General features: G+C 69.8%; 26 protein-coding genes. 18 read left to right on the forward strand and 8 right to left on the reverse strand.

What is annotated here, in order from left to right:
- The first annotated feature begins 212 nt into the window (after positions 1 to 212).
- The 12 genes from PUR53_RS40015 (at position 213) to PUR53_RS40070 (ending at position 11,425) form a co-directional block, all read left to right on the forward strand.
- Positions 213 to 770, forward strand: coding sequence for a carboxymuconolactone decarboxylase family protein (locus PUR53_RS40015; RefSeq protein WP_329911669.1), 558 nt, complete (start codon positions 213 to 215; stop codon positions 768 to 770).
- A gap of 38 nt (positions 771 to 808) precedes the next feature.
- Positions 809 to 2,353, forward strand: a complete 1,545-nt coding sequence (locus tag PUR53_RS40020; RefSeq protein ID WP_329911670.1) for a sugar ABC transporter ATP-binding protein — start codon at positions 809 to 811, stop codon at positions 2,351 to 2,353.
- On the forward strand, positions 2,350 to 3,366 hold the full coding sequence (locus PUR53_RS40025; RefSeq protein WP_329911671.1) for an ABC transporter permease: 1,017 nt from the start codon (positions 2,350 to 2,352) through the stop codon (positions 3,364 to 3,366). Before PUR53_RS40020 ends, PUR53_RS40025 begins: the two co-directional genes overlap by 4 nt.
- Before the next feature lie 89 nt (positions 3,367 to 3,455).
- The gene (locus PUR53_RS40030) at positions 3,456 to 4,418 is read left to right on the forward strand and encodes a sugar ABC transporter substrate-binding protein (protein ID WP_329911672.1); all 963 of its coding nucleotides are present in this window, start codon (positions 3,456 to 3,458) and stop codon (positions 4,416 to 4,418) included.
- Between the two features lie 103 nt (positions 4,419 to 4,521).
- A complete protein-coding gene (locus PUR53_RS40035; RefSeq protein ID WP_329911674.1) occupies positions 4,522 to 5,433 on the forward strand; it encodes a LysR family transcriptional regulator in 912 nt (303 codons plus the stop codon).
- Positions 5,434 to 5,530: 97 nt separating this feature from the next.
- Positions 5,531 to 6,448 carry a VOC family protein gene (locus tag PUR53_RS40040; RefSeq protein ID WP_329911676.1) on the forward strand — a complete coding sequence of 306 codons (918 nt, stop codon included), beginning with the start codon at positions 5,531 to 5,533 and terminating at the stop codon, positions 6,446 to 6,448.
- A 70-nt stretch (positions 6,449 to 6,518) separates the two neighbouring features.
- Positions 6,519 to 7,967, forward strand: coding sequence for an NAD-dependent succinate-semialdehyde dehydrogenase (locus tag PUR53_RS40045; protein WP_329911678.1), 1,449 nt, complete (start codon positions 6,519 to 6,521; stop codon positions 7,965 to 7,967).
- Positions 7,964 to 8,734 (forward strand): fumarylacetoacetate hydrolase family protein, encoded by a 771-nt coding sequence (locus PUR53_RS40050; RefSeq protein ID WP_329911679.1) that lies wholly within the window; start codon positions 7,964 to 7,966, stop codon positions 8,732 to 8,734. Before PUR53_RS40045 ends, PUR53_RS40050 begins: the two co-directional genes overlap by 4 nt.
- Positions 8,731 to 9,102: a VOC family protein gene (locus PUR53_RS40055; protein ID WP_329911680.1), complete on the forward strand. Its 372-nt coding sequence runs from the start codon at positions 8,731 to 8,733 to the stop codon at positions 9,100 to 9,102. Before PUR53_RS40050 ends, PUR53_RS40055 begins: the two co-directional genes overlap by 4 nt.
- Before the next feature lie 26 nt (positions 9,103 to 9,128).
- A complete protein-coding gene (locus PUR53_RS40060; protein WP_329911681.1) occupies positions 9,129 to 9,917 on the forward strand; it encodes an alpha/beta fold hydrolase in 789 nt (262 codons plus the stop codon).
- Complete coding sequence (locus tag PUR53_RS40065) at positions 9,914 to 10,393, forward strand: GlcG/HbpS family heme-binding protein (RefSeq protein ID WP_329911682.1); 480 nt, start codon at positions 9,914 to 9,916, stop codon at positions 10,391 to 10,393. The genes PUR53_RS40060 and PUR53_RS40065 overlap by 4 nt, the downstream gene beginning before the upstream one ends.
- 3 nt (positions 10,394 to 10,396) lie before the next feature.
- Entirely contained in the window at positions 10,397 to 11,425 is a 1,029-nt protein-coding gene (locus tag PUR53_RS40070) for a methionine synthase II (cobalamin-independent)-like protein (protein ID WP_329911684.1), read from the forward strand.
- Between the two features lie 60 nt (positions 11,426 to 11,485).
- On the opposite strand, the gene PUR53_RS40075 is transcribed toward PUR53_RS40070, so the two are convergent.
- Complete coding sequence (locus PUR53_RS40075; RefSeq protein WP_329911686.1) at positions 11,486 to 11,773, reverse strand: putative quinol monooxygenase; 288 nt, start codon at positions 11,771 to 11,773, stop codon at positions 11,486 to 11,488.
- A 231-nt stretch (positions 11,774 to 12,004) separates the two neighbouring features.
- Here PUR53_RS40075 and PUR53_RS40080 point away from each other — a divergent pair, with 231 nt between their 5' ends.
- The 5 genes from PUR53_RS40080 to PUR53_RS40100 all read left to right on the forward strand — a co-directional run bounded on the left by PUR53_RS40080 (position 12,005) and on the right by PUR53_RS40100 (position 18,545).
- Positions 12,005 to 13,453 carry an aldehyde dehydrogenase family protein gene (locus PUR53_RS40080; RefSeq protein ID WP_329911688.1) on the forward strand — a complete coding sequence of 483 codons (1,449 nt, stop codon included), beginning with the start codon at positions 12,005 to 12,007 and terminating at the stop codon, positions 13,451 to 13,453.
- A 32-nt stretch (positions 13,454 to 13,485) separates the two neighbouring features.
- Positions 13,486 to 14,694 carry an L-2-hydroxyglutarate oxidase gene (gene lhgO, locus PUR53_RS40085; RefSeq protein ID WP_329911689.1) on the forward strand — a complete coding sequence of 403 codons (1,209 nt, stop codon included), beginning with the start codon at positions 13,486 to 13,488 and terminating at the stop codon, positions 14,692 to 14,694.
- A 149-nt stretch (positions 14,695 to 14,843) separates the two neighbouring features.
- Complete coding sequence (locus PUR53_RS40090) at positions 14,844 to 15,704, forward strand: amidohydrolase family protein (protein WP_329911691.1); 861 nt, start codon at positions 14,844 to 14,846, stop codon at positions 15,702 to 15,704.
- A gap of 13 nt (positions 15,705 to 15,717) precedes the next feature.
- Positions 15,718 to 17,445 carry a thiamine pyrophosphate-dependent enzyme gene (locus tag PUR53_RS40095; protein ID WP_329911693.1) on the forward strand — a complete coding sequence of 576 codons (1,728 nt, stop codon included), beginning with the start codon at positions 15,718 to 15,720 and terminating at the stop codon, positions 17,443 to 17,445.
- Positions 17,446 to 17,465: 20 nt separating this feature from the next.
- Complete coding sequence (locus tag PUR53_RS40100) at positions 17,466 to 18,545, forward strand: Ldh family oxidoreductase (RefSeq protein ID WP_329911694.1); 1,080 nt, start codon at positions 17,466 to 17,468, stop codon at positions 18,543 to 18,545.
- A gap of 333 nt (positions 18,546 to 18,878) precedes the next feature.
- Here the strand turns inward: PUR53_RS40100 and PUR53_RS40105 are convergent, their stop codons facing one another.
- The 7 genes from PUR53_RS40105 to PUR53_RS40135 are packed head-to-tail and all read right to left on the reverse strand — an operon-like array spanning position 18,879 to position 26,014.
- Positions 18,879 to 19,082 carry a hypothetical protein gene (locus PUR53_RS40105; RefSeq protein WP_329911695.1) on the reverse strand — a complete coding sequence of 68 codons (204 nt, stop codon included), beginning with the start codon at positions 19,080 to 19,082 and terminating at the stop codon, positions 18,879 to 18,881.
- A 38-nt stretch (positions 19,083 to 19,120) separates the two neighbouring features.
- Positions 19,121 to 19,882 (reverse strand): hypothetical protein, encoded by a 762-nt coding sequence (locus tag PUR53_RS40110; protein WP_329911696.1) that lies wholly within the window; start codon positions 19,880 to 19,882, stop codon positions 19,121 to 19,123.
- Positions 19,879 to 21,630 carry an FAD-dependent monooxygenase gene (locus PUR53_RS40115; protein WP_329911698.1) on the reverse strand — a complete coding sequence of 584 codons (1,752 nt, stop codon included), beginning with the start codon at positions 21,628 to 21,630 and terminating at the stop codon, positions 19,879 to 19,881. Before PUR53_RS40115 ends, PUR53_RS40110 begins: the two co-directional genes overlap by 4 nt.
- A gap of 8 nt (positions 21,631 to 21,638) precedes the next feature.
- A complete protein-coding gene (locus PUR53_RS40120; RefSeq protein WP_329911699.1) occupies positions 21,639 to 21,992 on the reverse strand; it encodes a DoxX family protein in 354 nt (117 codons plus the stop codon).
- Entirely contained in the window at positions 21,985 to 23,892 is a 1,908-nt protein-coding gene (locus PUR53_RS40125; protein ID WP_329911701.1) for an acyl-CoA synthetase, read from the reverse strand. The genes PUR53_RS40120 and PUR53_RS40125 overlap by 8 nt, the downstream gene beginning before the upstream one ends.
- Positions 23,889 to 24,848 (reverse strand): fumarylacetoacetate hydrolase family protein, encoded by a 960-nt coding sequence (locus PUR53_RS40130; RefSeq protein ID WP_329911702.1) that lies wholly within the window; start codon positions 24,846 to 24,848, stop codon positions 23,889 to 23,891. The genes PUR53_RS40125 and PUR53_RS40130 overlap by 4 nt, the downstream gene beginning before the upstream one ends.
- The gene (locus PUR53_RS40135; protein ID WP_329911703.1) at positions 24,845 to 26,014 is read right to left on the reverse strand and encodes a VOC family protein; all 1,170 of its coding nucleotides are present in this window, start codon (positions 26,012 to 26,014) and stop codon (positions 24,845 to 24,847) included. The genes PUR53_RS40130 and PUR53_RS40135 overlap by 4 nt, the downstream gene beginning before the upstream one ends.
- Positions 26,015 to 26,143: 129 nt before the next feature.
- Here PUR53_RS40135 and PUR53_RS40140 point away from each other — a divergent pair, with 129 nt between their 5' ends.
- A complete protein-coding gene (locus PUR53_RS40140) occupies positions 26,144 to 26,794 on the forward strand; it encodes a TetR/AcrR family transcriptional regulator (protein ID WP_329911704.1) in 651 nt (216 codons plus the stop codon).
- Positions 26,795 to 26,938: the final 144 nt, after the last annotated feature.

Raw genomic sequence — 26,938 nt, forward strand, 5'->3', positions numbered from 1 at the left:
CACGGTAGTGCGTCGACTGACGTTAGGTCGCGCACCCGCGCATGGCTGCCCTCCGGCGTGCAGTTTTACCTTGCGTTCCGGGAGGGGTGAGCTTCGCGAACCCGGCTGTACCGTCGGCTCCCACCGCACGGCTTGTGGATCCGTGCCGGAAACGCGCCGGAAAGAATAGGCAGGTAGGCCAGATGAGGCTCCCCGTTCTCAGCGAAGAGGAAATGGCTCCGCGACAGCAGGAGTTGGCCGCCCGCATCGCCGGGCGCCGCGGTGCCGTTCGCGGACCCTTCCGGGTCTGGCTGCACAGCCCGGAGATGTGTGAGCGCGCGGAATCCCTCGGCGCGTTCGCCCGCTTCGACTGCAGCCTCCCCAAGCACCTGCGCGAGCTGACACTGCTGATGGCCGCTCGGAACTGGGACGCGCAGTACTCCTGGAACGCGCATGTGCACCAGGCGATCGAGGCCGGCATCCCCGAGGCCGCCGTGAAGGCCGTCGCCGAGAAGCGGGAGGCGGTCTTCGACAATGAGGCGGACCAGGCCTTCTACCAGTTCTGCAAGGAGGTGCTGGAAGAGCACTTCGTCACCGACGAGACCTTTGCCCGTGCCCTCGGACACTTCGGGGCCAGGGGCCTGGTCGACACCATCGGTGCGCTCGGCAACTTCACCATGCTCGGCATGTGCCTGAACACCTTCCAGGTGGACCTGCAGGCCGACAAAGAGCCCCCGTTCCCGGACATTCGGGGATACGGGCGCGTGACCCCCGACGGCGACCAGCCGTGAGTCCCCTCATGGACGCGAACACGCAGGGAGGTACCGCTGTGACCCCCGGGACACCGGCAGGGTCCCTGGCGGACGGCGGCGCCGGTACGGCACCCCGCGGCGCGATACTGCGGGTCCGGGGCGTCACCAAGAGCTTCGGCGGGGCGGCCGCGCTGAAAGGCGTCGACCTCGACCTGTACCCGGGCGAGATCCACGCGTTGATGGGCATGAACGGCGCTGGCAAGTCGACCCTGGTGCAGATCCTCTCCGGAGTGCACCAGGCCGACAGCGGCACCATCGAGATCGGAGGGCAAGAGCACCCTGGGCTGACCGTGCGTAAGGCCCGCAGGCTCGGCATCGCTTGTGTGCCGCAGCGTCGCGAGCTGGCGATGGGGCTGACCGTCGCCGAGAACGTCATGCTTGGGGACCTGCCCACCCGGAGCGGTGCCGTGCGCTGGAAGGCGGTCAGGGACAGGGCGCGTGAGGCGCTGTCCGGCCTCGGCATCGCCATCGACGTGGAGCGCGTCGCGGGCACCCTCACGGTCGCCGAACAGACCATGGTCGAGGTGGCCCGCGAGGTCCGCCGCGGGGGCCGCATCCTGATCCTCGACGAGCCGACGGCCTGCCTCAGCGCCAAGGACGCCAATCAGATCCGTGCGCTGGTGCGCACGCTCCGGGACGACGGTGTCGCCGTCGTCTACATCTCGCACTACATCGACGAGGTCATGGCCGTCGCCGACCGCCTCACCGTCCTGCGCGACGGGGGAGTGGTGACCACCGCCTCTGCCGCCGAGATGAACCGTGCCTCGCTGGTGCGCAGCATGGTCGGCCGGGATGTCGTCTCGCAGCGGCCCGAGCGGCCCGCCCCGAAGGACGAGAGCGGGCTGTCCGTTCGCGGTCTGAGCCATGGCCGGGCCGTCCAGGACTTCACCGTCGAGGTGCGCAAGGGCGAGATCGTCGCCGTCCTCGGCCCCGCGGGCGACGCCCAGTCACGGCTGTTCGACCTGCTCTCCGGACGGCAGCGCCCCGACGCGGGCGAACTGCTCGTCGACGGCCGTGACGTGCCCTTCGGCCGGGTCCCGGCCTCGCTCGCCAGCGGTCTGCGCTGCGTCACCGGCGACCGTCGGACCCTGGGGCTGGTCCAGGGGATGACCCTGGACGAGAACCTGATGCTGGCCGGCGACCGCTTCGCCCGCCGCCGACTGCACCGCCGTACCGAACTCGCCCGCCGCGCCGCCCCGTTGCGCAGCAGCTACGGCGTGGTCACCCTCTCCGGCAATCCGCCCGTGGGCGCGCTGTCCGGTGGCAACCAGCAGAAGGTGCTGCTGGGCAAGTGGCTGGAGACCGACCCGGTCGCCTGTTTCCTCGAAGACCCCACCAACGGGGTCGACGTCGCCGCCATGGCCGACATCCACACCCTGGTCGACGACCTCGCCTCGCGCGGCGTGGCTGTGCTGCTCGCCTCCTCCTCCGCCGAGGAGGTCATGCGCCTCGCCGACCGGGTCGTCGTCGTCAGCGCGGGCCGAACGGTCGCCGAACACGACATCACCGCCATCACCCGCGACGAACTCGTCGCCACCGCCCTCGGAGGTCAGCCACAGTGAGCCTCAAGACCCCCTCCGCCGCCCCCGACCTCGCGGCCGGTTCACCGGAGCGCCCCGCGTCCAGCCTGTCGCCCCAGGCCGTGCTCCGCGTCCCGCACGGCGGCCTGATCGTGGTCCTCGTGCTGGTGGCGCTGTTCACGGCCCTCCAGGCGGATTCCTTCACCAGCTCGCAGAACCTGCTCAACGTGTTGCGGCAGATCAGCGTGACCGCGGTCATCGCGGCCGGGCTGACCCTGCTGATGACCGCGGGCGGCATGGACTTCTCCATGGGCAGCAACGCGGCCGTCACTGTCTCGGTGGGCGCGACGCTGCTGCACGACGGCCGGCCCACCGCCGTCACCGTGGCCGTCACCCTCCTGTTGGCCACCCTGATAGGCCTGGCCAACGGTCTGGTGGTGACGTTCACCCGGGTCGCCCCCTTCGTCGCCACCCTGGCCTCCGCGATGCTGCTCGACGGCGTGGCGCTGCTGGTCCTCAACGGCGAGTCCATCACCATCGGGCAGCGGATGTGGGCCCTCGGCAACGACAAGGTGCTCGGCGTTCCCTACCTGTGCGTCGTCGCGATCCTCGTGCTCGCCGTGATCGGGCTGGCCATGCGGTTCACCACCTTCGGCCGGGACGCCTTCGCGATGGGCGGCAATGAACACGTGGCCTGCCTCAGCGGCATCAACGTCTCCGGACGCAAACTCGCCCTGTACGCGCTGGCCGGCGCCCTCGCCGGTCTGGCCGGACTGATGCTGCTGTCCCGGCTCGGCGCCGCCGCCCCCAACACCGGCGGTCTCCAGCTCCAGTTGACCGCCGTCGCCGCGGTGGTCATCGGCGGCACCTCGCTCGCCGGCGGCCACGGCACCGTCGTGGGAACCGTCCTTGGTGTGGTGCTGCTCGGTGTCGTCGCCAACGCGCTGAACCTGCTCCAGGTCAACAGCTACTACCAGTTCGTCGTGACCGGCGGGGTGCTGCTCGTCGCGGCGATCATCAACGAGTTCCAGCGCAAGTCCACACCAGGCCATTAGCGCCGTACCCCCGCTTGTCCCGGTTCTGCGCAGCCCCCGGTGCGCCCACAACGCAACCTTCTCTTCATTGACGCAGGAAAGGCCGACCCATGAAGCCCACCACCCGCTCCCGCCGCACCACCGCGGCTTCACTCATCGGCACCGCCGCCCTGGTGCTCTCAGGCTGCGGCACGGCGAACGAAGGCTCGGGCGCCGCCGGCGACTCGGTCGCCCTGGGGTTCGTCAACGGCGCCAACACTCACTTCCACCAGTGTCTGCTCAAGTCCGTCGAGCAGACGGCCGAGGCGGAGAAGGCGACCCTCTACTCCGCCAACTCCAAGCAGGACGCAGGCACCGAGCTGTCCAACATCGAGGACATGATCGCCCGAAACGTGGACGCCCTGATCGTCCAGACCGTCAACGTCGACGCCCTTGAGGGCGACATAGCCAAGGCCAAGAGCGCCGGCATCCCGATCTTCCTCACCTCCGTCGCCACCTCGGACATGTCGGACGTCCTGGGCGTCGCCAAGGTCGACCTGAAGAAGGTGGGCGAGTTGGACGCCGGCTGGATCGAGAAGGACGCCGTCGGCAAGAACGTGAAGGTCGGCATCGTCGCCGGTGCCCCCGGTGCCGCGTCCGACCTGCTGGTGGGCGGCTTCAAGGGCGCCCTGCCGGCGAACGCCGAGGTCGTCGCCAACCAGCCCGGAATGTTCAACCCGGCCAAGGCGCAGGACGTCGCGGAGAACATGATCCAGGCCCAGCCCGACCTGGACTACGCCTTCGTCGCCAACGAGGAGATGGCCTTCGCCGTCCGGAAGGCCTTCGACGCCGCCGGCGCCAAGGATGTCAAGATCGTCACCGTCAACGGCACCGAGGACGGCATCGCCGCGGTCAAGAGTGGCCAGCTGTCCGCCACCGTAGCCAATTCGGCCATGACGATCGGTCGGACGGCGGTGAAGAACACCATCGGCCTCCTGGATGGCGATCAAGCTGTTGACAAGATTGCCAACATTCCTCTTGTCTTGGTTACCAAGGACAACGTGAGCGACGCACCCCAGTACTGCCCGAAGTAGGGCCCTCGTCGGGAAACGGTGCGTGCCCCACAGTCTCCGAGCCGCATTTGCGCTCCGCCTGCTCCCGGCATCCCCCGTGAGAGGGGGAGCCCCCGGAGGGAACATGGATCGCTTGCTCCTCATGCACAGCTTCGTCACCGTCGCGCAGGTCGGCAGCTTCAGCGGGGCCGCGAAGAAGCTGGGCTCTTCCGGCTCGCTGGTGTCACGGCATGTCGCCGAACTGGAACGACAGGTGGGTGTCCGCCTGGTCAATCGCACGGCCCGTTCCGTCAGCCTCACCGAACCGGGACAGCGGTACGCCGAATTCGCCGCACGCATTCTGGACGAAATCGAGGCCGAGGACGCCGGCATAGCCCAACTCCACGACCGCGCCGAAGGAACACTGAGCATCATCTGCCCCAAATGGATAGGCAGCCTGGATCTCGGGGACGCCATCGCCGCGTTTTCCGCCGCTCATCCCAAAATCCAGGTCCGTTTCGAACTCGGCGGCATGTCCGACCGGACGTACGACTTCCTGGACAGCGGGTTCGACGTCGCCTTCCACACCCGGGACCTGAGGGACTCCAGCGTCCGGCTCAAGAAGATCTCCTCGTTGCCGTTCGTGCTCTGCGCGTCGCAGGAGTACGTGAAACGGCACGGCTCGCTGACCCACCCCAACGACATCGCCGCCCACGACTGCCTGGTCCACGTGAACGACCCCGTCTGGCGCATCGGCCACGGTCACGCCAGCACCCTGCACAAGATCCGCAACATCGCCTTCTCGTCCAACTCCTATATCGCCCTGCAGAAAGCGGCCGTACACGGCCGGGGCCTCGCCCTGCTCCCACAGCGTCCGGCCTACGACGACCTGGTCTCCGGCGCCCTCCAGGTGCTGCTGCCCGACCTGGCCGTGCCCGACCGTCCCCTGTACGCGATCTACGGCCCCGGGCAGGACACCCCGCGCAAGGTCAGTGTGTTCCTGGACTTCCTCGCCGAGTGGTTCTCACAGAATCCGATGCCGGCGATCCGGCCGTAACCGCAAGAAACGATTGCGCACCTCGTAGAGCTCGAGACATTGAGGCCGCCGTACCCCGAAACCTACGCTCACGAGGCGACCCGGAAACGAGGAATCCATGGGCATCCAGAGAATCGAATCGGTCACCTACAGCGTCGACGACCTCGACGAATGCGTCCGGTTCTTCGACGACTTCGGGCTCTTCCCGGTGGAAAGGACCGACGACCACGCGGTGTTCGAGACACTGACCGGTCAGACGCTCCACCTCGACGCCTACCCGAGCCCGCTGCTGCCGCCCCCGGTGGAGTCCGGGCCCACGCTGCGCGAGGTCGTGTGGGGCGTCGACACCCGGGAGGAACTGGAGCGCCTGGTGGCCGCGGTCGGCAAGGAACGTGCGGTCCGCGAGAGCGCCGACGGCGTCCACCACACCGTGGACGAGACCGGCTTCGGCGTCGGACTGACCCTGGCCCGGCCGAAGCATGTGCCCGTCACTTCGCGGCCGGCCAACGCGCTCGGCAACGTCAACCGCTGGAACACCTGCCTGGAGCCGATCGACCGGGTCCGTCCGCTGCGGATGTGCCATGTGGCCCTCAACATCCCCAAGCCGGGCAAGGAGGAGGCGGTCGCCTTCTACACCGAGCGCCTCGGCTTCCGGCCCACCGACGTGGTGGAGCCCATGGGTGTCTTCATGCAGGCACCGGGAGACGACGACCAGCACACCATGCTGTTGTGCCACCGCCCCGACCGGGCCGGCGTCAACCACATCGCCTACGAGGTTCCCGGCTTCGACGACGTCATTGAGGGCGGCAACCACATGATCGAGCGCGGCTGGCGGGAGGCACGCCGGCTAGGCCGCCACACCATCGGTTCCAACGTCTTCCGCTTTCTGCACGCCCCGTGCGGCGGCCGCGTGGAGTACGCCGCCGACATGGACCGCGTCGACGACGCGTACGAGACCCGCGTGCACGAGACGACTCCGCCCCACCACATCTGGGCGCTGCGCACCAACCGCGACCAGGACGCTCCCGCCTCCTGAAACACCGCCCCCGGCCCTCGGCCGGAGGACTCCGACTCGCTTCGCCCGCCGGCCTGAGAGGCACCCACCCATGACCACCGACCACGGCTACCCCGCCGTCCGCATGTACATAGCGGGCGAGTGGTGCCAGGGCGGAACCGGACAGACCGCCCCGATCGTGAACCCGGCCACCGAGGAGGTGATCGGAGAAGTACCGTTGGCCACCGCCGCCGACCTGGACCGCGCTCTCAGCGCCGCCGACGAGGGCTTCCGCGTCTGGCGGGAGACGCCCGTCGCCCAGCGCACCGCGATCCTGCACGCCGCCGCCGACCTGATCGGCGAGCGCGCCGCCGAGATCGGCCGGATCATGACCCTGGAGCAGGGCAAGCCCCTGAAGGAGAGCACCGGCGAGGCCCTGCGCACCGCCGACACCCTGCGCTGGCACGCCGACGACGCCCGCCGCGCGTACGGCCGCATCATCCCCTCCGCGCCAGGTACCGTCCTGACCGTCCGTCGGGAGCCCATCGGCCCCGTCGCCGCCTTCGTCCCCTGGAACTTCCCTGTCGGCGGACCCAACCGGAAGATCTCCTCGGCGCTGTCGGCCGGCTGCTCGATCGTCATCAAGGGCTCGGAGGAGACCCCCGCCACCGCCGCCGCCCTGGTCCGCTGCTACGCCGACGCAGGGCTCCCGGCCGGAGTCCTGGGCCTCGTCTTCGGTGAGCCCGCGGAGGTCTCCGCCCACCTCATCGCCTCACCGATCACCCGCGTCGTCGCCTTCACCGGCTCGGTCCCGGTCGGCAAGCTGCTCGCCGCCGAGGCCGGCAAAGTCATGAAGCCCTCCCTCATGGAGCTGGGCGGCCACGCCCCGGTGATCGTCTGTGCCGACGCCGACCCGGTACCAGCAGCCCGTAAGGCCGCGCAGGCCAAGTTCGCCAACGCCGGGCAGGTGTGTACCTCACCGAGCCGCTTCCTGGTGCACGAGAGCTTGGTCGAGGACTTCACCGCCGAGTTCGTGAAGGCCGCCGAGGCGGTCGTCGTCGGGGACGGGCTGGCCGAGGGCGCCACCATGGGGCCGCTGGCCAACGAGCGCCGCCTGAAGGCGATGGAGCGCCTGACCGCCGACGCCGTCGCCCGCGGCGCCAAGGTCCTCACCGGCGGCGAACGGCTGGAGCGCGCCGGGTACTTCTTCGCCCCGACCGTCCTGACCGACGTACCGGCGGACGCGGAGCTGATGCACGAGGAACCCTTCGGACCGCTCGCCCCGATCGTCCCCTTCACCGACCTCGACGAGGCGCTCGCGACCGCGAACGGGCTGCCGTACGGCCTGGCCGCCTATGGCTTCACGCAGTCCGCAGCCACCGCCGAGCGCCTCTCCGCCGTGCTGGAGGCCGGGATCCTGTCGATCAACCACTGCGGCGGCTCGGTCCACGAGGCACCCTCCGGCGGGGTGAAGGACAGTGGATACGGCCGGGAGGGTGGGCCCGAAGCCCTGGACGCCTACCTGATCACCAAGCGTGTCTCCCACCTGCTGGCGCCATGAGGTACACGCGAGTCTCGGTGGGCGGTCGGGCGGTGTGGGGCCGGGTGGGGGAGTCGCGGATCGAGCTGCTGGGCGGCTCACCGATCGAAGGCACCACGGAGGTCGTCGGCACGGTTCCCCGCTCAACCGCCGTATGGCTACCCCCTGTTGTGCCGCCCGTCTTCTATGCGGTCGGCTACAACTATCCGCGGCACATCGCGCACGCCGGAGCCGCGACCCCGGAGCGTCCCGAGGTGGGCTACCGGGCCAACAACGCGCTCACCGGGCACGGTTCGCCCATCGTCAAGCCGGTCGAGGTCGAGGGCCGGTTCGAGGCCGAGCCCGAACTCGTCGCCGTCATCGGCCGTACGGTTCGCCGCGCCACTCACGAGGAGGCGCGTGAGTCCGTCTTCGGCTGGACCATCGGCAACGACGTCAGCGCCCGCGCCTGGCAGCACCAGGACCGTTCGTTCTGGCGCAGCAAGAACAGCGACACCTTCAAGCCGATGGGGCCGTGGATCGAGACGGACGTCGACGCGCTGGCCCAGACGACCACGCTGCGGGTCAACGGCGAGGTCCATTCCCGGTTCCCCACCGGCGACATGGTCTTCGACCCCTTCGACCACATCGTCGAGATCACCCGGTACATCACCCTGCACCCCGGCGACGTGCTGTGGATGGGCGCCGAGTCCACCTGCCAGCTGGAACCGGGGGACACCGTCGAGGTCGAGATCAGTGGCATCGGTGTGCTGTCCAACCCCGTACGACTCGAAGGGAATCGAGCATGAGCAAGGAACCGCGCTACATCCACCACGTCAACTTCCCGACCACCGACCCCGACCGGACCGCCGAGTGGTACACGAAGGTCTTCGGGATGAAGCGGATCATGCCCAAGTCCAACACCCGTGTGGTGCTGATGACCCGGGGCAACTTCGACCTCCACTTCACGCCGGTCGAGGAGATGGAGCGCATGGCGCCCTACCACTTCGCCGTCGAGGTCGACGACTGGGACGACTTCCTGGCGCACCTCAAGGAGCTGGGTATCCGCCACACCCGGCCGATCCAGCGGCCCGAGAACCAGTCGAAGTTCTGCTACATCCACGACCCCGACCACACCATGATCGAACTCGTGTACCACGCCAAGCGCCCCAACTGACCGAAGACGTACAGGAGTTCATCCCCATGCCCACAGTCGACTCCGGCGGCACTTCCATCTATTACGAGCGTCACGGCAGCGGCCCGGCGATCCTGTTCGTGCACGGCAGCGGTGGCCACCACGCCGTCTGGTGGCAGCAAGTGGCGGCGCTGCGCGACGAGTTCACCGTTGTCACCGTGGATCTGCGCGGCTTCGGCAAGTCGGACTCGTCCATGGCCGAGTTCGACGGTCAGGACTTCCCCGGCGACGTGGTTGCCGTACTCGACCAGGAGGACCTGACCGACGTCATGCTCGTCGGCCAGTCCATCGGTTCCGTCGCCGCGCTGCGCGCCGGGCTTCTTCGGCCCGAGCGAGTCGGTTCCGTCGTACTGGGCCACTCTCTCGGCGGCATCAGCCACCCCGAGCTGAAGGAGCTGGCCGCCGCCGACCGCGCCGAGGCCGTCAAGCTGCCCGTCATCGACCGCCTGCTGACCAAGCCGTTCCAGCAGGAGCGCGCCGACCTGACCTTCCTGTTCCAGCAGATGGGCACCTTCAACGTCGCCAGGATGCAGGACCTGCGCAACCTCGACACCAACGGGCCGTCCCTGGAGGACATCCAGAGCTCGGGCGTCAAGGTCGCCTTCCTCGCGGGCGAGCGGGACGCCGTGCTCAGCGTGAAGACCGTCACCCGCGCCCACGAACTGCTGCCCGGCTCGCACCTGGAGATCGTTCCAGGCGCCCCGCACTCCATGTACTGGGAGACGCCGGGCCCCTACAACGCGGCTGTCGCCCGCCTGCGCCGCACCCTCACCGAACCGAAGGACACCGCAGCATGAGCAGCCTGACTCTCGACGCCGCCGAGGAGATCGTCGCCGCAGCCCACAAGCGCGCCCAGGCGGTCGGCAAGGCGGTGAGCGTGGCCGTGGTGGACGCCGGCGGCTTCCCCGTCGCGATCCGCCGGGCCGACGGGGCGCGCCCGCTGACCCCGGACATCGCCCGCGCCAAGGCCTACACCGCGGCCGTCATGCAGCGGCCCGGCACGATGCTCAAGAAGTGGCAGGAGAGCCAGCCCGTCTTCTTCGCCCAGCTCTCCCAGCTCCCCGGCGCCGCCCTGCCGATCATGGCCACCGAGGGCAGCGTCACCATCAAGAAGGACGGCGAGATCATCGGCGGCCTCGGCATCGCCGGCGGCACCGCCGACGAGGACCAGAGAATCGCCGACGAGGTCCTCCAATCCCTCGGCTACGAGCTGGAGTTCGCCGCCTGGGGCGTCGCCGGCAAGCCTGCCGGAACCTCCGGAAAGGACGCGTGAGCCATGGCGGACACGTTCAACTACCGCATCGACCACCACGGCAGCCTGGTCCGCCCCGCCGAACTCCTCGCCGCCCGCGCCACCGGCGAGCAGGAGGCCCTGCGTGAGGCCGAGGTCACGGCGGTCACGGAGGCGGTGGCCTACCAGCGCAAGCTGCGCTCCACCGTCGTCACCGACGGCGATCTCCCCCGCGAGGACTTCCGCAGCGCCGTCTTCGACGCCGTGTCGGGGTTCCGCCGTACGGACGAGACCGACGCCGACGGTCTCACCCGCTGGGTGGCGGAGGCCCTGCCCAAGGCCAACGGCCCGCTGCTCACCGACTGGGCCGCACAGCTCGCCGACCTCACGGTGATCGCCCCGAAGGCTTCGCTGCCGTCCCCCGCGTACCTGGCCGCCACCACGTTCCAGCCCGGCCTCGGCTTGTCGTCCGCGCGTGAGCTGGGCGAGGCCCTCGCGGAGATCATCCAGGCGGAGATCGCACTGCTGGTCTCCAAGGGCGTACGCCTGATCCAGCTCAACAACCCGCTCCTGCTGGGCCAGTTGGCCATTGACCCGGTCGACCCGGGCGCGCTGTCCTTCGCGGACGCGCTCGCCGTCGAGGCGTTGGCGGTACGGCTGGACGAGCGCCCCGAGAGTGTCCGTATCGGCCTCTGCCCCGGCTGGACGGCGCCCGCTGCGGTGGACCGGGCGCGGGCCGAGCGGCTGTACGGCGACGTCCCCGCGGACCGCTGGGTTCTGCCCTTCGACCAGGGCGCCGAGGCCGAGCTCGATCTGGTCCGGGCGCTGCCGGCGGACCGGGACATGTGCCTGGGCGTGGTGGACGCGACCGTGCCCGAGCTGGAGGACATCGACACGGTGATGGCCCGTATCGACGCCGTCGACGAGTTCAAGGACATCGAGGACGCGGCGCTGTCACCGTCGCGCGGCTTCGCCGACGTGGCGAGCCGGCCGCTGCTGAGCGCCGAGGAGCAGCGCAAGAAGATCGTGCTGGTGGAGACGCTCGCACGGTACGTCTGGGGCAACGAGTTCTGACCCGATGACGAAGGGGGCCGGGCAGCGACTGCCCGGCCCCTGGTCTCACAGCCCCTCGTCTCACAACACCTCGGCGAACGTCACCGACCGGGCGGTCAGCAGCGGCCACACCGTCTCCACGATCAGCTCCTTGAAGTGGTCCGCCGCCTTGTGCGCCTCGAAGCCGGCCTGATCGGCGTACTGCTCGTACAGCACGAAGACGCCCGGCTCGTCGACCGCCGAGTGCACCTCGTACGCCAGGTTCGCGGGCTCGGCACGGGTGTGCTCGCGCATCTTCAGCAGCGCGGCACGCACGGTGGCCTCGTCGGCGGGGTCGCAGTGGTAGCGGGCGATGACTGCGTAGGCCATGACTGTCTCTCCTCAGCGGGTGTTCCGTCTCCCGGCGGCACTTCGCACATGCCCTCCGGCCTGCAGATTCCAGCACGGATCAACCGCCCGCCGACCTGCGCGCGGCGCAAGCAATGCCTGCCCTCGCGGGCCTGGCGGCCTGTCCCGACATGGTGTGTTGTCGCATCCGGCCCGCACGGCCGTTCTGAAGTGCAGCCCGCGTCACCGCGGCGGACGAAGGAAGTGATCTTCATGCGTACTGTGGAAGCCCTTTCCGGCGGGGAGTGGGTGACGACCGGCGAGTGGATCGACGTGCGGAACCCGGCCGACGTCCGCGCCCCGATCGCCCGCGTCCCCGCCCTCGCCGCCAAGGACGTCACCCGTGCCTACGACCACGCCGAGCGCGCGTTCACGGTGTGGAAGCGCACCAGCCCCTTCGATCGGGCGCGGATCTTCACCGACGCGGCCCGGCTGATCCGCGAGCGGCTCGACGAGATCGCCGCCGACGTCACCGCCGAGAACGGCAAGACGCGGGCCGAAGCCCGCGGCGAGACCCTCAAGGCCGCCGACTTCCTGGAGTACTACGCCGGTCTCGCCCGCCAGGGCTACGGCACCCTCCTGCACGATGTACGGCCCAACCACCGCACCCACACCCAGCGCGAGCCCATCGGCGTGATCCTCGTGATCAGCCCCTGGAACGACCCGCTGATCACCCCGGCCCGCAAGCTCGCCCCACTGCTCGCGGCCGGCAACGCGGCCGTGTTCAAGCCGGCCACTGAGACACCGCTGGCGGGCCTGCACTTCGCCCGCGCCCTGCACGACGCCGGGCTGCCGGCCGGTGTTCTGAACGTGGTGACCGGCCGTACCACGGAGATCGAGGAGGCCCTCCTCGGCGACCCCCGGATTGTCGGCATCACCTTCACCGGCTCCAACGCCGTCGGAAGCCGCATCCGGCGCCGTCTCGCCGACCGCAACGTGCGCTTCCAGGGCGAGCTCGGCGGCAAGAACGGCTCCGTCGTCCTCAAGGACGCCGACCTGCCGGCCGCGGCGAAGGCCGTCGCCGCCGCCTCCTTCGGCCAGGCCGGACAGCGCTGCACCGCCACCAGCCGGGTGATCGTCGAACAGCCGGTGTACGAGGAGTTCGCCCGGCTCCTGGTCGCCGAGGTCGAGGCGCTGCGGATCGGCCCGGGCAGTGACCCGGCGACCACCCTGTGCCCGCTGTCGAGCCCGAAGCAGCGCGACAGCGTCCTCGCCGACCTGAACAAGGCGGTCGAGCAGGGCGCCACCGTGCTGACCGGCGGCAGGGCGGACACCGAGGGCGAGCGCGCCTACGGCTGCTACGTGCAGCCGACCGTCCTCGCCGGCGTCACCTCCGAGACGGCGATCTGGCGGGAGGAGGTCTTCGGCCCGGTCCTCGCCCTTCGCGCGGTCGACGACTTCGCCGCGGCCGTCGACGCGGTCAACGACTCCGACTTCGGCCTCGCCGCGGCCGTCTTCACCCGTGACCTGGGCAACGCCCACCGCTTCGCCGACGAGGCCGAGTGCGGGCAGGTCGCCGTCAACACCACGACCACCGGCTGGGACGTCCACCTGCCCTTCGGCGGCTTCCGCGACTCCGGTACGGCCTACAAGGAGCAGGGCGACGAGGTCCTTCGCTTCTCCACCCGGGTCAAGACGGTCGCCGTCAACTTCGGCGCCTGAAGCCGAGGGAGCAACGAGAGAGGAGGATGCCGATGGCCGACGAGACGATCGGCATCGTCGGGGCCGGCATCGTCGGCCTGGCCACGGGCCGTCAGATCGCCCTGAGCCGACCCGGCACCCGGGTCGTGGTCTTCGATAAGGAGCAGGAGGTCTCGCTCCACCAGACCGGCCACAACTCGGGCGTCGTGCACGCCGGCATCTACTACACGCCCGGCAGCCTGAAGGCCGACCTGACGGTGCGGGGGGTGTCCCTGCTGCGCGAGTACTGCCAGGACCGCGAGCTGCCGTACCGGGAGATCGGCAAGCTGGTCGTGGCGGTCCGCGAGGACGAGCTGGCCCGGATGAACAGCCTCTACGAGCGGGCCAGGAACAACCACGTGCCCGACCTGAGGAAGATCTCCAAGGAGGAGATCCGGGAACTCGAACCGAACGTCGCCGGTGTGGCGGCGCTGCACTCACCCCGCACCGCCATCACCGACTACCCGGCGATCGCCCGCTCCTTCGCCAAGGACGTCATCGACTCCGGTGGCGAGGTCAGGCTCGGCTTCCCCGTCATGAGCATCACCAACGCGCCAGGCGGCATCGAAGTGGCCTCCCGACAGGAACGCGTCCGCGTGGACCGGCTCATTCTGTGCGCGGGCCTCCAGTCCGACGCCGTGGCCAAGCTGGCCCAGGACAGGCAGGAGCCGAAGATCGTCCCGTTCCGGGGCGAGTACATGCTGCTCAAGCCGGAGAAGTCCGATCTGGTGCGCGGCCTGATCTACCCGGTGCCGGATCCGCGCTACCCGTTCCTCGGCGTGCACTTCACACCCCGTGTGGACGGTTCCGTGGAGGTGGGCCCCAACGCGGTCCTGGCGCTCGCCCGGGAGGGCTACACCCGCACCCGGATCTCCCCCAAGGACCTGCTCGGCCTCGCCTGCTACCCGGGCGCCTGGAAGATGGCCGCCCGGCACTGGCGTACCGGCATCAGGGAGTACCGCGGCTCGTTCTCGACGGCATCCTTCATGAAGGACGCCAGGCTGTACGTGCCCGAGGTCTCGGTCAACGACGTCGTACGCGGCGGTGCGGGCGTACGCGCCCAGGCCCTGGACCGGGACGGCACCCTCGTGGACGACTTCCGCATCCATCAGGTCGGCCGTGTCACGGCCGTCCGCAACGCGCCCTCCCCGGCCGCCACGGCCTCCATGGCGGTCGCCGAGCACATCGTCTCCGCGGTTTTCGAGGACCGTTCCGCGATCTGACCCCTCCGCGTGCAAAGAATGCCCTGCATACAGCGCACTTGCGTGCAACAAGTGCTTGCGCTCCCAGGGACTCCGCAAGGGCTCACCTCCCGCCTAGCGTTCCTTCCGCACCCCCACCGCCACCTCGTTCGAGAGAAAGAGTTGAAGACATGTTCGTCGTCGACACGCAGATCCACATCTGGCTGGAAGAGACCCCGGACCGTCCCTGGGTCCCGGGCGCGCGGGAGCGCATCCGTCTCAACGGCCACCGCGAGGACCCTTTCTCGTACGAGGAGGCCCTGGAGCTGATGGACGAGGCCGGCGTCAACCGGGCGCTGATCCTGCCGCCGTCCTGGGAGGGCGACCGTATCGACTACGCCTTGGAGGCGTGCGAGGCACACCCGGACCGGTTCGGCATCATGGCCCGCATCCCGCAGAACAAGCCCGAAGAGGGGGAGGCCATGCTGAAGGACTTCGCCCAGAACCCGCACGTCAAGGGCACCCGCCTCACCTTCCACCGGCCCATCGACCGCAACTGGATGATCGACGGCACCAACGACTGGTACTGGCCGATCGCCGAGGAGCTGCGCATCCCGACGATGGTCCACGCCCCGATCTGGAAGCGTGAACTCGGTGAGATCGCCGCCAAGCACCCCGAGTTGAAGATCATCATCGACCACATGGGCATCATGGCCCGCTGCGTCGACGACGCGATCGGCTACTGGGTCTCGGAGACCGCCGACCTGGCCGCCCACCCCAACATCTACGTCAAGGTCTCCGCGCTGCCGGGCTACTCGACGCACCCCTTCCCGAACAACAACATCCAGAAGTACGTGCGCGAGATGGTCGACAAGATGGGACCGCAGCGCTGCTTCTACGGCACCGACATCACCCGCCTGCTCGGCCACGGCATCACCTACACCGACACCATCGAGCAGTTCACCAAGCACTGGGACTTCACGCCCGAGGAACTCGAATGGATCATGGGCCGCGGCATCTCCGAGGTCCTGAACTGGCCGATCGAGGGCTGAGGACGCACCCGTGATGACGGACACCATGAACCCCCCGGGCCCCGGCGGGGGTGACGGCGGTGACGGCGGCGACGCCTTTGTCTCCGCCTTCGAAGCGGCCGGCGCCGACTACCTCTTCTGCTCGTCGGGGTCCGAGTGGGCCCCAGTGTGGGAGTCCCTCGCCCGCCGGCACCGCGACGGACTGCCCTGCCCGGAGTACCTCGACCTGACCCACGAGACCGTGGCCGTCAGCATGGCCACCGGCTACGGACTCCTCAAGCGCCGACCTCAGGGCGTGCTGCTGCACGCCGCCCCCGGCCTGCTGCAGGGCTCCATGGCCGTGCACGGCGCGCTGCTCGCCGGTGTGCCCATGGTGGTCGCCTCCTCCGAGTCCGCCACCTACGGCGACGGGCCGGGCAAGGACCCGGGCGGCCAGTGGTACCGCAACCTGTCCGTCGTGGGCGGCCCGCACGGGATCGCCAGCCCGTTCAGCAAGTGGTCCAACGAGGCCGCCAGCGTCCACACGCTGCCCACGATGATCACGCGTGCGGCGGAACTGGCCTGGCGGGCCCCGGCGGGACCGGCGTACCTCAACATCCCCCTGGAGATCCTCCTGGAGGAGTGGGACGGCCGCGAGGCCAAGCCGATCGTTTCGCCGGGCTCCACGCACAGCTCGCCCGAGGAGGTCGACCCCGTCGCACAGATGATCCGCGAGGCGGAAAACCCCGTCATCGTCACGGAGACGGCGGGTCGCGAGGCGGGCGGTTTCGAGGCCCTGCTCGCCTTCGCCGAGGCGTGGAACATCCCGGTCGTCGAGCCCGACTCGGCCGTGTGCGGCAACTTCCCGCGCACGCATCCGCTGCACGCGGGCTCCGACGTCGGCCCATGGCTGGACGAGGCGGACCTGATCCTCCTGGTCAACTGCCGCGCCCCCTTCTACCCACCCTCCCGCCGCCCGGCCAAGGCCCAGGTCGTCGTCATCGACGAGGTGCCGCAACGACCCCACGTCGTCTACCAAGTCCTGTACGCCGACCGGTACTTGGAGGGCAACGTCGCCAACACGCTGCGCCAGCTCACCAAACGCGCGACCAACCTCGACGTGGCCGCCGTCACCGCCCGCCGTGCGGCACAGGAGCAGCGGCACGCCGACGAACAGGCGGCCATCGCCGCCGCGGAAGCGAAGGCGGAAGAAGCCGAGGGCATCGACCCCGTGCTCGTCGCCGCGACGCTGCGGGGGCTCCTCGACGGACGGGACGCCATCGTCGTCGACGAGACCATCACGCACAGCCGAGTGGTCAAGCGACATCTGCGCATATCGGACCCCGACTCGTACTTCTACGTCCAGGGCGGCCTCGGCCAGGGCATCGCGGTCGCCCTCGGTGCCAAACTCGCCGCCCGGGAGCGCCCGGTGGTGCTCACCATCGGCGACGGCGCCTTCACCTACAACCCGGTCATCCCGTCGTACGACGCGGCGAAGACGTACGAACTGCCGCTGCTGATCGTGGTGTTCAACAACCGTGTCTACAAGTCGATGAACCTCAACCACCGCCGCTTCTACCCCGAGGGCGCGGCGGCCGAGACCGGCGAGTGGCTCGGCACCGATCTGCACCGGCTGCCCCGACTGGCCGCCTTCGTCGAGCCGTTCGGCATGCACACCGAGACCATCGACGCGCCCGACGCCCTCGCGCCCGCCCTGGAGCGCGCCCTCAAGGCCGTGGCGGACGGCACGACCGCCGTCGTCGACGTCCTCGTCACCCGCTGACCCAGGAGACTTCCGCCACCATGTCCGACACCCCAACGCCCAAGCCTGCCAAGGCCGTTGTCCCCGTCGGGGACCTGCGCGCCTTCGCCGCCGCCCTCCTGGAGAAGGCAGGTCTCAGCCCGGAGCACGCCCGCACCACCGCCGACGTGTTCGTCTGGGCCGCCGAGCGCGGCATCGACTCCCACGGCATCGCCCGCGTCCCCGCCTACCTCGAACTGCTCGCCAAGGGTGTGGCCAACGCCCGCCCCGACATCAAGATTGAGTCCACCACATCGGCCGCCGCCGTCCTGGACGCCGACCGCGCGCCCGGCCCGGTCGCCCTCACCGCCGCCGCCGAGGAAGCCGTACGGCGGGCCAGGACGACCGGCATCGCCTCCGTGGGTGTACGCCGTACCGTCCACACCGGCGCCATCGGCCACTACGTGTCGAGGATCGCCGAGCAGGGCCTGGTCGGCATCGGCTTCGTCGCCGGCATGCCCAACATGGGCTACACCGGCGTCAAGGGCGCCGCTGTGGCCACCAGCCCCCTCGCGATCGCCGTACCGGCAGCGGACCGTGCCCCGCTGCTGCTCGACATGGCCACCGCCACCATCGCCCTCGGCAAGATTCGCCAGGCCAAGGCCTCCGGCACCCCGCTGCCGGAGGGCGCCGCCGCCACCGCGGACGGCACCCCGACCACCGACCCGGAGCAGGCGGTCATGCCCCTGCCGCTGGGCGGCGCCAAGGGCTCGGGCATGTCGCTCGCCCTCGAACTGCTCACCAGCGTGCTCGTCGGCGCTCCCATCCTCTCCGCGTTCCACTCCGACGACCCCCAGGGGCGCAAGCACCGCCAGAACGCTCTGCTCATCGCCATCGACCCCGGGGCGTTCGGTGACCCGGACGGCTTCACCGAGGCCGTCGACGCGACGCTGAGTACCCTGAAGGGGCTGCCGGTGGCGGACGGCGCGGCGGGCGTGTTCTACCCCGGTGAGCGCAGTGCCGCACTGGCCGAGGGCCGGGCGGCGGACGGGGTGCCGGTGGCGCCGAAGGTGTGGCGCGAACTGGTGGAAAGCGCCGATAAGCTGGGCATCGCGCCTCCCGAAACCCACACGCCGGAATGAGAGCCAGGTGAGCCTGCCGACCGTTCGAGGAAGGACGGCCGGCGGCCCCCCGGCCGGGATCAGGCCGCATGGGGTCTCTCCAAGCCGAGGCACGCTGTACAGGCCATACGGTGATGTAGTGCCGCTGGCCCCAGGGACCTCACTTCACAGCGGGTTATGCGGCTTTCGACGGTCGGCCGCTGAGGCGCCGTGCCGCGTCGGCGGGCAGGCCGGCCTGCCCTTCCTGCCCAGGCCTTCCAGTAACGCGTTCATGCCGCCGGTGTTAGTGACGTTGAGGGCGGCGACGCGCAGTCCGGCGGCGGCCAGGTCGGCCAGGTCGGCCAGGGCCAGCGTCTACAGCCCGGTCGCGTACACGGTGCGGCCGCAGGCTGCAACTCTCTGGGAGCGGCGCATTTCCAGCCCGCAGCAGCCCGGCAGGGTGCCGCTGGACAGGACCTCGCCGGGGCCGGGGGACTCGCCGCGTGCGGCATAGGCGACGGCAGCCCCGGCCGTCACCACAACCGCCGACCTGGCGCCGGCGAATGCTTTGGAGGACATCCCTGGGATCGTATGACGCGGCCGCCGCCTGACAGCGCTCATTTGGATGTCCGCCTTCGGATGACGGGCACCGTGCGTTCCACGGTGTAGGCGTGGGCTGCCGTCAGAACCGTGTGCTGGTCGGCGACGATCCCGGCGACCGGCTCGGACTTCAGTAGTTCGTCCATGGCGGCGCGGCTGTCGGCGCCGACGACGACGCATCCGTGGTAGCGGTGGGAGACCGGATTGTCGTGAGCGACGCCGGGTGCGGGGTGAACGAACCGCGTCCAGGGCAGAAACGTGTACGTGCGCAGGTCGGCCGCTCCTGCCCGGTGGAGCGCGGGACCGATGCGTTCGTGGACGTACGTCCGGAACGCGCGGCCGCGCACCCCACGGCGCCGCCGCAGCAGGATGACCGTGCGGTGGGCTGCGGCGTCGTCGTGACCGTCGGTCCACCAGCGGCCTCCGCCCGGCCCGGTGACCTGGCCGAGAACTCGCGCGAAGATGTTCTGCTCGTCCAGGTAGATTTCCCGCATGCGGACCGGCATGGTGAGCGCGGCGCCGGTGCCGGCGAAGCGGACTTCGGCCGCGCCGTCGCAACGCCAACCCGGCGGCACGATCGTGCCAACCGTGGCGGACGACGGCCAGTAACCGTGGTCGGTGGGCGAGAAGTGCCACTGGACGTACTCGGTCATGTTGGGCAGTTGCCCGACGACCTGTGCGTGCGGTCCTGCCCAGTATCGGAGGACTGTTTCTCTCGGCAGGTCCGCGCGGAGCCAGACCGGGGCCACGAATGAGGTGGTCTTCACGGGGCGGCTCATGATGTCTCCCCCGGCGAGCGGTGGGCTCCCCGAATGCGGTCGATGACGTGAGGCGGATCGGCAGGCGGGGTGTCGCCTCGCCAGGCGACGTGTTGGTCGGGGCGGATGAGGACGAGGTCGCGCTCGTAGAGAGTGCGGGCGTGCGGGTCGCGTACGTCGACGATCTTGAGTGGGAGGCATCGCTCGGCGGCGGCCTCGGCGAGCGCGGTGACGTCGTGGTCGGCGAAGCGCAGCAGGGTGAAGCCGGCGTGCAGGAGGTCGAAGATCGCGCGGCCGTCCCGCAGCAGCACGCTCGGTGGCCGCGCGCCCGGCCAGGTGCTGGGCGTGTACTCGTCCATCGTCTGGGGCGGGGCCTGTCCGCCTGGTTCGTGACAGACGACGGGAGAGGTGTCGTAGCGGTAGCCGAGTTCGATGCCGAGGGCCTCGTTCTCAAGGTTTCCCAGGTCGTTGATCTCGCGTCCGAGCCTCTGTCGGGCGCGGGCGCCGAGCCAGCGTTCGCTGTGCACGGCGCTCCGGTAGGCGGCCTTCACCGCTCCCCGGACGGCGCTGTGCCGGGCGGAGGCGGCGCGGTTGCGCAGGGCCACGGCCCGGCGCTCGTGCTCGTAGGCGCGCAGCAGTCCAGGGGTTCCCCATCCCTGGAGCACGGCGGCGAGCGCCCAGCCGAGTCCGACGGCGTCGCCGACGCCGGTGTTCATGCCGTAGCCGCCGGTGGGGGGAACCTGATGGACGGCGTCGCCGGCGAGCCAGACCCGGCCGCGGCCGTAGGAGTCGGCGACGGTGAGACGGGGCGTCCAGGCGTTGGCCACCAGGACGTTCATCTCGAAGCGGCGGCCGACGCGTTCGTAGACGAACTCTCGCGGATCGATGCGGTCGGCGTCGGTGCCCATGCTCAGCGGGGCGTGGAGGGTGAAGGTGTTGCTGTCGTTCTGTGAGATCAACGTCCAGCCCTGCGGGGACTGCAGGTGCCAGACGTTGCCGAAGTACCGGAAGATCCCTGGGTCGGGCGTGGTGAAGTGGACGAGGTAGATACGGCCGTCCAGGGGGCGTTCCCCGGTCGCCTTGTAGGCCCTCGCGAGCATCGCGGCCGTACGGGGGATCCCGAGCTCCTTGATGAGCATCCGCCGCAGGTCGATCTCGTGCAGGCCGATGCCGAGCTGTTTGCGGGTGCGGCTGCCGGCGCCGTCGCATCCGGCGAGGTAGCGGGCGCGGACCGTGCGCCGGCGGTCGCCGTCCGCGGACACCAGGTGGACCGTCACGCCCTCGGTGTCCTCCTCGAAGCTCTCCAGTGCCCAGCCGTACTGCACTTTCACGTGCTGGGAGCGGGCTTCCAGCAGGTCGCGCAGCGCCGGTTCGAGGATCACCTGGGACACGCGCATCCAGGGTTCGAGGGGGAGGGTGCCGTCGTTGCGGTCGCGGATCGTATCGTGCGTCTCGTCGACGCTGGGGTACTCGAACGAGGCCAGTTCCCAGCCCACCGCACTGGTCGCCCACGTCACCTTGGTGCGGTGATCCGTCGGGATGGCGATCTTGCGCAGGTCGTCCGCGACACCGAGACGGCGGTACAGCTCCATGCTGCGGCCGTTGGTGACGTCCATCTTCGGGTGCTGTGTCGTGGCGGTGTTGCGCTCCACGAGCAGAGCCTCGACGCCGTGGTGCTCCAGTTCCATGGCCAGCGTCAGGCCGACCGGCCCCGCACCGACCACGAGCACCGACGTGGTCTCGACCGTCGGGGGTGTTGGCTTGCTCATCTCGTGGCTCATTTCTGGAAGAGGACGATCACGTAGGCCACCACCAGCGCGGCCGAGACGATCGCCGGTGCCAGTGCGGGCAGCGGGTCGCCGGCACGCAGGTGTGCCAGGGCCGCGCCGGCGAGCAGGATCAGGAAGCCGGTCGCAGCGGCGACGCCCAGGCCGGTGACCGCCCATCCGGCGAACAGACCGATCACACCGGCGAGTTCCAGTACGCCGATGATGCGGTAGCTGCCCAGGCTGAACCCCACGTGGGCGGCTCGCTCCGCCATCGCGGGGAGGCCGAGGAGCTTTCCGGTCCCCAGCAGTGCGAAGCAGACGGCCAGCACGGAGGTGATGACGACGAGTGCCACGTCAGCCATCTCCCCGTGTCTGTGTGACGATGCGGCAGTGCACAGCGAAGGCGCTGACCCGGCGCTCCACTTCGGCTGTGGTGGCGGCCGGTGCCTGCGCGCGCAGAGTGACGGTGACTGTCACCGTTCCGGAGCCGGCGTCGGCGCGGATCTCCTCGACGTCGCCGATGCCGTCGAGGGCGTCGGTCAGCACGCGGTGGGTGGCGTCGGCGCGCAGCGGGAGCTTGTACGGCTTGCCGACCGCGGTGACGGGGAGCGCGTCGAGGACTCGGACCGCTTTGGGAGCGGCGGCTGCCTCGCTCACGTGTGCGGCGGCCCAGGCGCGGAGGTCGTTCTCACGGATCGCGGGGTCGGCGAGGGTCACGTACGCCACCGGCACCTCACCCGCACGCTGGTCGGGCTGTCCTACGGCCTGGGCGCCGGTGACCGCGGGGTGGGAGAGCAGGGCGTCCTCGACGATGCGGGGGTCGATGTTGTGGCCGCCGCGGATGATGAGGTCCTTCGCCCGCCCGGTGAGGTACAGGAACCCGGCCTCGTCGAGGTGGCCGAGGTCGCCCGTGTCGAGCCAGCCGTCGACCACCTTGCCCTGGCCGCTGATCCGGTGGCCGTCGTCGTCGCGGCCCTCGACGTAACCGGGGAAGACCGTGGGGCCGCTGATGTGGACGGTGCCGGTCTCACCGGCCGGCAGTTCCGCGCCCGTCTCCGTGTCGACGATCCTGATGTGCTGGTACGGCAGCCGCTGTCCGACCGATCCTGGCCGGCGGAGTTCCAGGAAGCCGCGGACACTGGCGCAGGTCGCCTCGGTCAGACCGTAGCCTTCGAGGAGCGGAATCCCGGTGGCCGTTTCGAACGTGGAGCGTATGCCGTCAGGCAGCGCGGAGGCGCCGACCATCGCGCAGCGCATAGAGCTGATGTCCGCGTCGACCGGGCAGGCGGCCAGGACCGCGTATACCGTGGGTACGGCGCTCATCGTGGCGATCTTGTAGTGCTGGACGATGCGCCAGAACTCGCGGTAGAGGGGGATGTCGCGGTAGCCCAACGGGCCTGCCCACACGACCTGTTGGCCGCGCAACAGCGGTGCGAGCAGGGTGACGACGAGCGCGTTGACGTGGAACAACGGCAGCGCGGCGAAGACGACGGAGTCCTCGTCCAGTACGGAGTTGGCCGCGATCATCCAGGCGTCGCTGATCTCGTTGGCGTGCGTGTGTGCGGCGAGTTTCGGTGCCCCGGTCGTGCCGCCGGTGTGGAAGAACGCGGCCAGGTCGGTGGTGGTGGGCGGCTCGCCGAGGAAGTGCTCGCTCGGGCAGTCGGCCGCGAGGTCGCTGAGGTAGGCCACGGTGGCGTTCTCCACCGCCGGCAGCGGTGCGCCCCCTTGCCGAGGCGTCGGGCGCAGGACGAGCACGTGGTCGACCAGCCCGTCCCGGGCTAGTTCGGTGCTGGTGGCGAACGTCTCGGGGTCCAGTTCCGGGGAGGGGGTGACGACCACGCGGGCGCCGGCCCGGCGGATCAGCTCGGCGACGTGGTCCCGGGAGAGCGCGGGGTTGACGGGGGTGACGATGCCGGCGAGCTGGGCGGCCAGCAGCGCGGTGATCAACTCGTCGCAGTTCGGGGAGAGCAGTGCGACGGTGTCGTGGCGGCGGACGCCGAGACCGTGCAAGGCGTTGGCCGCCTGGTGCACGTCGGAGAGGAGATCCACGTAGGTGCGGGTCTGCGGCGTACGCCAGGACGCGCCGTCGGGGAGGACCGTGAGCGCGGTCCGCTCCGGCCACTGCTCGGCCGTCCGCCGCAACAGGTCGTACGACGTGCCCGGCAGCCCGCGCTCTGACAGCGGGATGGCCTCGAGGACGGCCAGGTCGTCGGGGTGGTCGTAGCGCGGCCAGGCCACGTGGGTGTCGGGGATCGTGGTCACGCGTACCTCACCTTGTTCTGCTGGGTGCCGAGGTCGATGGCACCGTCAGGGGTACGGATGGACAGCTCCACCACATCCCCGTCATGGAGGTACTTCTCGTTCTTGGCCTGGGACTTGAAGAACGCCTTCCACTTCGCCGCCGGCGGCAGCAGCGCGCCGATGATCTCCACCGGCTTGGGCGGCGCCTTGAGGGCCGTACCGCCGGGCGTGCCGGTGAGGACGAGGTCGCCGGGGGCGAGAGCCTGGAAACGGGAAAGCTCCTGCAGGGCCCGCAGCGGGCTGTAGATCATGTCGGTCAGGTCGCTGTTCTGGCGGACCTCACCGTTGACCTTGAGGACCAGCCTGAGCTCGGCGAGGCGGTCGAGTTCGTCGGCGTCGAGCAGGACCAGGGAGGGGCCGACCGGCGTGAAGGTCGGGTAGGACTTGGCCTCGTAGAACTGGGTCTTGGGGAGTTGTACGTCGCGTGCGGAGATGTCGTTGGTGATGACCAGGCCGGCGACGTGGTCCTTCCAGTTGGCGGCGGTCACGGTGGTGCCGACCGCGAGAGGGCTCCCGATGACCAGTCCGAGCTCGATCTCGTAGTCGAGGAACCGGACATGTTCCGGCTTCACGATCGCGTCGAACGGGCCGCTGATGGAGCCGGAAGTCTTGCGGAAGAACGTCAGCGGGACGGTCTCGGGGTCCATGCCCGAGTCGCGCACGTGCGAGACGAAGTTGGTCATCTGCGCGACCACCCGGCACGGCGCGGTGACCGGTGAGACGAGCGGGAGGTCGGCGATGCGGCGGGGCTCGGCCGCGAGGGTGCCCGAGCGAGCCTCGGCCAGGGCCATGTGGACCGTGACCACGTCGTCGAGCAGTTCGGCGGTCGTCGTCGCGGAGGTCTCGACCGGGACGGCCCGGAGCTCGTCGAGCGTGACCCACCACGCGTCGGAGGTGCGGAGGACTGAGATGCTCATGAGGTAGCCACTTTCAACAGGCCGCGCAGGCGTTCGAAGTCGAATTCGTTGTCGTCGGATCGGAGGGCGGCGACGATCGAGCGCAGCTCGGCCAGCGACTCGCGGCCGGGCGCGACGCCCAGGAAGTCCTTGGTGGTCGGCGGGCCCCACTGCGCAAGGCCGGAGGCCGTCATGGGCGCCCAGCCGGGCTCCAGGCTGGAGTCGAACATGTCGCTGTCGGTGAAGTGCTCGACCAGGAAGCCGTCGGGGTCGCGCCAGTAGTCGAAGATCTGGCTCCCCTGGATGTGCCGGCCGATCCCCCAGGACCGGAAGTAGCCCTCGTCAAGCAGGTGCTGACCGCCGGCGGCCAGCGCGTCGAGGTCGCTCACCTCGTACGCCGAGTGCACGTACCGGTTGGAGGGCCCCAGTGTCAGCGCCAGGGTGTGGTGGTCGGTCAGGGTCTGGCCGCGGTCGCAGCGGATGAAACTCATCGTCGGGCCGCGCTCGCGCTGCCCCTTGTAGTAGAGGAAGTCGCTGACGATCAGGCCCAGATGCTCCAGGTACCAGTTCAGCGTCCGCAGGTAGGTCGTCGACTGCAGGACCACGTGGCCCAGACGCCGTACGCCGGACGGTTCCCGTGGCGGTCGCTGGGCGGCGTTGGCCCGGTCGATGTCGCCGCCGACGTTGAATCGCTGCGGCTCCTGCCCGGGCAGGGCGGGCAGGTCGTCCGTGTCGGCGACAACACGCACCCGAAGCCCACCGGGATCGCGCAGGTCGACGACCGATCCGCCTAGCGTCGAGGGCAGCGGGTGCACCCGAGTGTCGGTGGCCTGGGCCAGGCGCAGCAGGTCGCGGGTGTCGGCGGCGCGGAAGGCCGGGCCGACGAACCGCGAGGTGCGGCCTTTGCGGATGATCACGCAGGGCGCGCCCGCCTGCGTTCCCCGCAGGTGCAGCTCGCGGCCGTCGCGGTACGACGTGACGAAGCCGAACGCCCGGGCGAAGGTCTCGGCACGGTCCAGGTCGGGTTTGTGGAACTCCAGCCACGCGATGTCGTGGACCTTGACCACCGGATTCGCCGCCCGGCCCGGATGCTCTCCGGCGAGTGCGCCCTGCTCGGAGTGCAGGTCGTTGTGCGTCCCGTGAGGGCCGTCGGGAGTGCCGGGTTCGGCATGGGGATGAACAGCCATGGTCACCACCTCCTGAAGAAAGCTTCACTTCCGAAGGTAACGTCAGTCAATAGAAATGAAGAAATGTTCAAATGTGGTGCGGGGCGGTTAGAGTGCAGGTGGATCGAGTGCGGGTGGGATGGAGGGGGCATGACCGAGAAGACCGCGGCCCGGCGAGCCGACCGGCGAAGGGCCCGGACGCGGAGCGCGCTGGTGCGCGCTGCCCAGCGCCTGCTGGCAGAAGGGCGCAGTGACATCCCCATCCAGGAGATCACCGAGCTTGCCGACGTCGGGGTCGGTTCGTTCTACAACCACTTCGACACCAAGGAGGACCTCTTCCGCGTCGCGGTCGAGGAGGTACTGGAGTGGTTCGGCGATCTGATGGACCGGCTCACCGCGGACATCGACGATCCCGCAGTCGCGTACGCCCAGAGCTTCCGCATGACCGGCCGCCTGCACCGCCGCTTCCCGCAGCTCAGTCTGGTTCTGCTCAATCATGGGCTCGAAGTGGCCTACTCCGACCGGGGCCTGGCCCCGCGCGCGCTGCGCGACATCCGTACCGCGACGGATGCCGGGCGATTCGAGGTGGAGGACCTGGACCTCGCCCTGGCGATGACGGTCAGTGCTCAGCTGGCCCTGGGCTCCCTGCTGCATGCGCAGTCCGACCGTGACGACGCGTACTCCTCGGACCTGGTCGCCCGCGGCCTCCTGCGTCACTTCGGCATCCCCGCCGACGAGGCCGCGCGGATCTGCTCACTCGACCTGCCCGACATCGATCTCGGTGACACCGTCGTCGGTTGAGCGCCGTCATCCGGTCTGCGAGGTGTGGGGTTTCGGTGCATCGCACACCGGGCCCCAGAGGCCCGGCTCAGCGAGGAGAGGGGTCAGCGGAACGAAGCCGTCGGCGTCCGAGACTTCTCCGCCTCGCGGCAGTCTTCTTGGGTG

This window comes from Streptomyces sp. SP18BB07 (genome assembly GCF_036322545.1).
GTDB classification, from domain to species: Bacteria; Actinomycetota; Actinomycetes; order Streptomycetales; family Streptomycetaceae; genus Streptomyces; species Streptomyces deccanensis.

Coding starts and splice junctions, on each gene's coding strand:
- PUR53_RS40015 (WP_329911669.1), top strand. CDS start 213: ATGGCTCCGCGACAGCAGGAGTTGGCCGCCCGCATCGCCGGGCGCCGC.
- PUR53_RS40030 (WP_329911672.1), top strand. CDS start 3,456: ATGAAGCCCACCACCCGCTCCCGCCGCACCACCGCGGCTTCACTCATC.
- PUR53_RS40035 (WP_329911674.1), top strand. CDS start 4,522: ATGGATCGCTTGCTCCTCATGCACAGCTTCGTCACCGTCGCGCAGGTC.
- PUR53_RS40040 (WP_329911676.1), top strand. CDS start 5,531: ATGGGCATCCAGAGAATCGAATCGGTCACCTACAGCGTCGACGACCTC.
- PUR53_RS40045 (WP_329911678.1), top strand. CDS start 6,519: ATGACCACCGACCACGGCTACCCCGCCGTCCGCATGTACATAGCGGGC.
- PUR53_RS40050 (WP_329911679.1), top strand. CDS start 7,964: ATGAGGTACACGCGAGTCTCGGTGGGCGGTCGGGCGGTGTGGGGCCGG.
- PUR53_RS40055 (WP_329911680.1), top strand. CDS start 8,731: ATGAGCAAGGAACCGCGCTACATCCACCACGTCAACTTCCCGACCACC.
- PUR53_RS40060 (WP_329911681.1), top strand. CDS start 9,129: ATGCCCACAGTCGACTCCGGCGGCACTTCCATCTATTACGAGCGTCAC.
- PUR53_RS40065 (WP_329911682.1), top strand. CDS start 9,914: ATGAGCAGCCTGACTCTCGACGCCGCCGAGGAGATCGTCGCCGCAGCC.
- PUR53_RS40070 (WP_329911684.1), top strand. CDS start 10,397: ATGGCGGACACGTTCAACTACCGCATCGACCACCACGGCAGCCTGGTC.
- PUR53_RS40075 (WP_329911686.1), bottom strand. CDS start 11,773: ATGGCCTACGCAGTCATCGCCCGCTACCACTGCGACCCCGCCGACGAG.
- PUR53_RS40080 (WP_329911688.1), top strand. CDS start 12,005: ATGCGTACTGTGGAAGCCCTTTCCGGCGGGGAGTGGGTGACGACCGGC.
- lhgO (WP_329911689.1), top strand. CDS start 13,486: ATGGCCGACGAGACGATCGGCATCGTCGGGGCCGGCATCGTCGGCCTG.
- PUR53_RS40090 (WP_329911691.1), top strand. CDS start 14,844: ATGTTCGTCGTCGACACGCAGATCCACATCTGGCTGGAAGAGACCCCG.
- PUR53_RS40095 (WP_329911693.1), top strand. CDS start 15,718: ATGACGGACACCATGAACCCCCCGGGCCCCGGCGGGGGTGACGGCGGT.
- PUR53_RS40100 (WP_329911694.1), top strand. CDS start 17,466: ATGTCCGACACCCCAACGCCCAAGCCTGCCAAGGCCGTTGTCCCCGTC.
- PUR53_RS40105 (WP_329911695.1), bottom strand. CDS start 19,082: ATGTCCTCCAAAGCATTCGCCGGCGCCAGGTCGGCGGTTGTGGTGACG.
- PUR53_RS40110 (WP_329911696.1), bottom strand. CDS start 19,882: ATGAGCCGCCCCGTGAAGACCACCTCATTCGTGGCCCCGGTCTGGCTC.
- PUR53_RS40115 (WP_329911698.1), bottom strand. CDS start 21,630: ATGAGCAAGCCAACACCCCCGACGGTCGAGACCACGTCGGTGCTCGTG.
- PUR53_RS40120 (WP_329911699.1), bottom strand. CDS start 21,992: ATGGCTGACGTGGCACTCGTCGTCATCACCTCCGTGCTGGCCGTCTGC.
- PUR53_RS40130 (WP_329911702.1), bottom strand. CDS start 24,848: ATGAGCATCTCAGTCCTCCGCACCTCCGACGCGTGGTGGGTCACGCTC.
- PUR53_RS40135 (WP_329911703.1), bottom strand. CDS start 26,014: ATGGCTGTTCATCCCCATGCCGAACCCGGCACTCCCGACGGCCCTCAC.
- PUR53_RS40140 (WP_329911704.1), top strand. CDS start 26,144: ATGACCGAGAAGACCGCGGCCCGGCGAGCCGACCGGCGAAGGGCCCGG.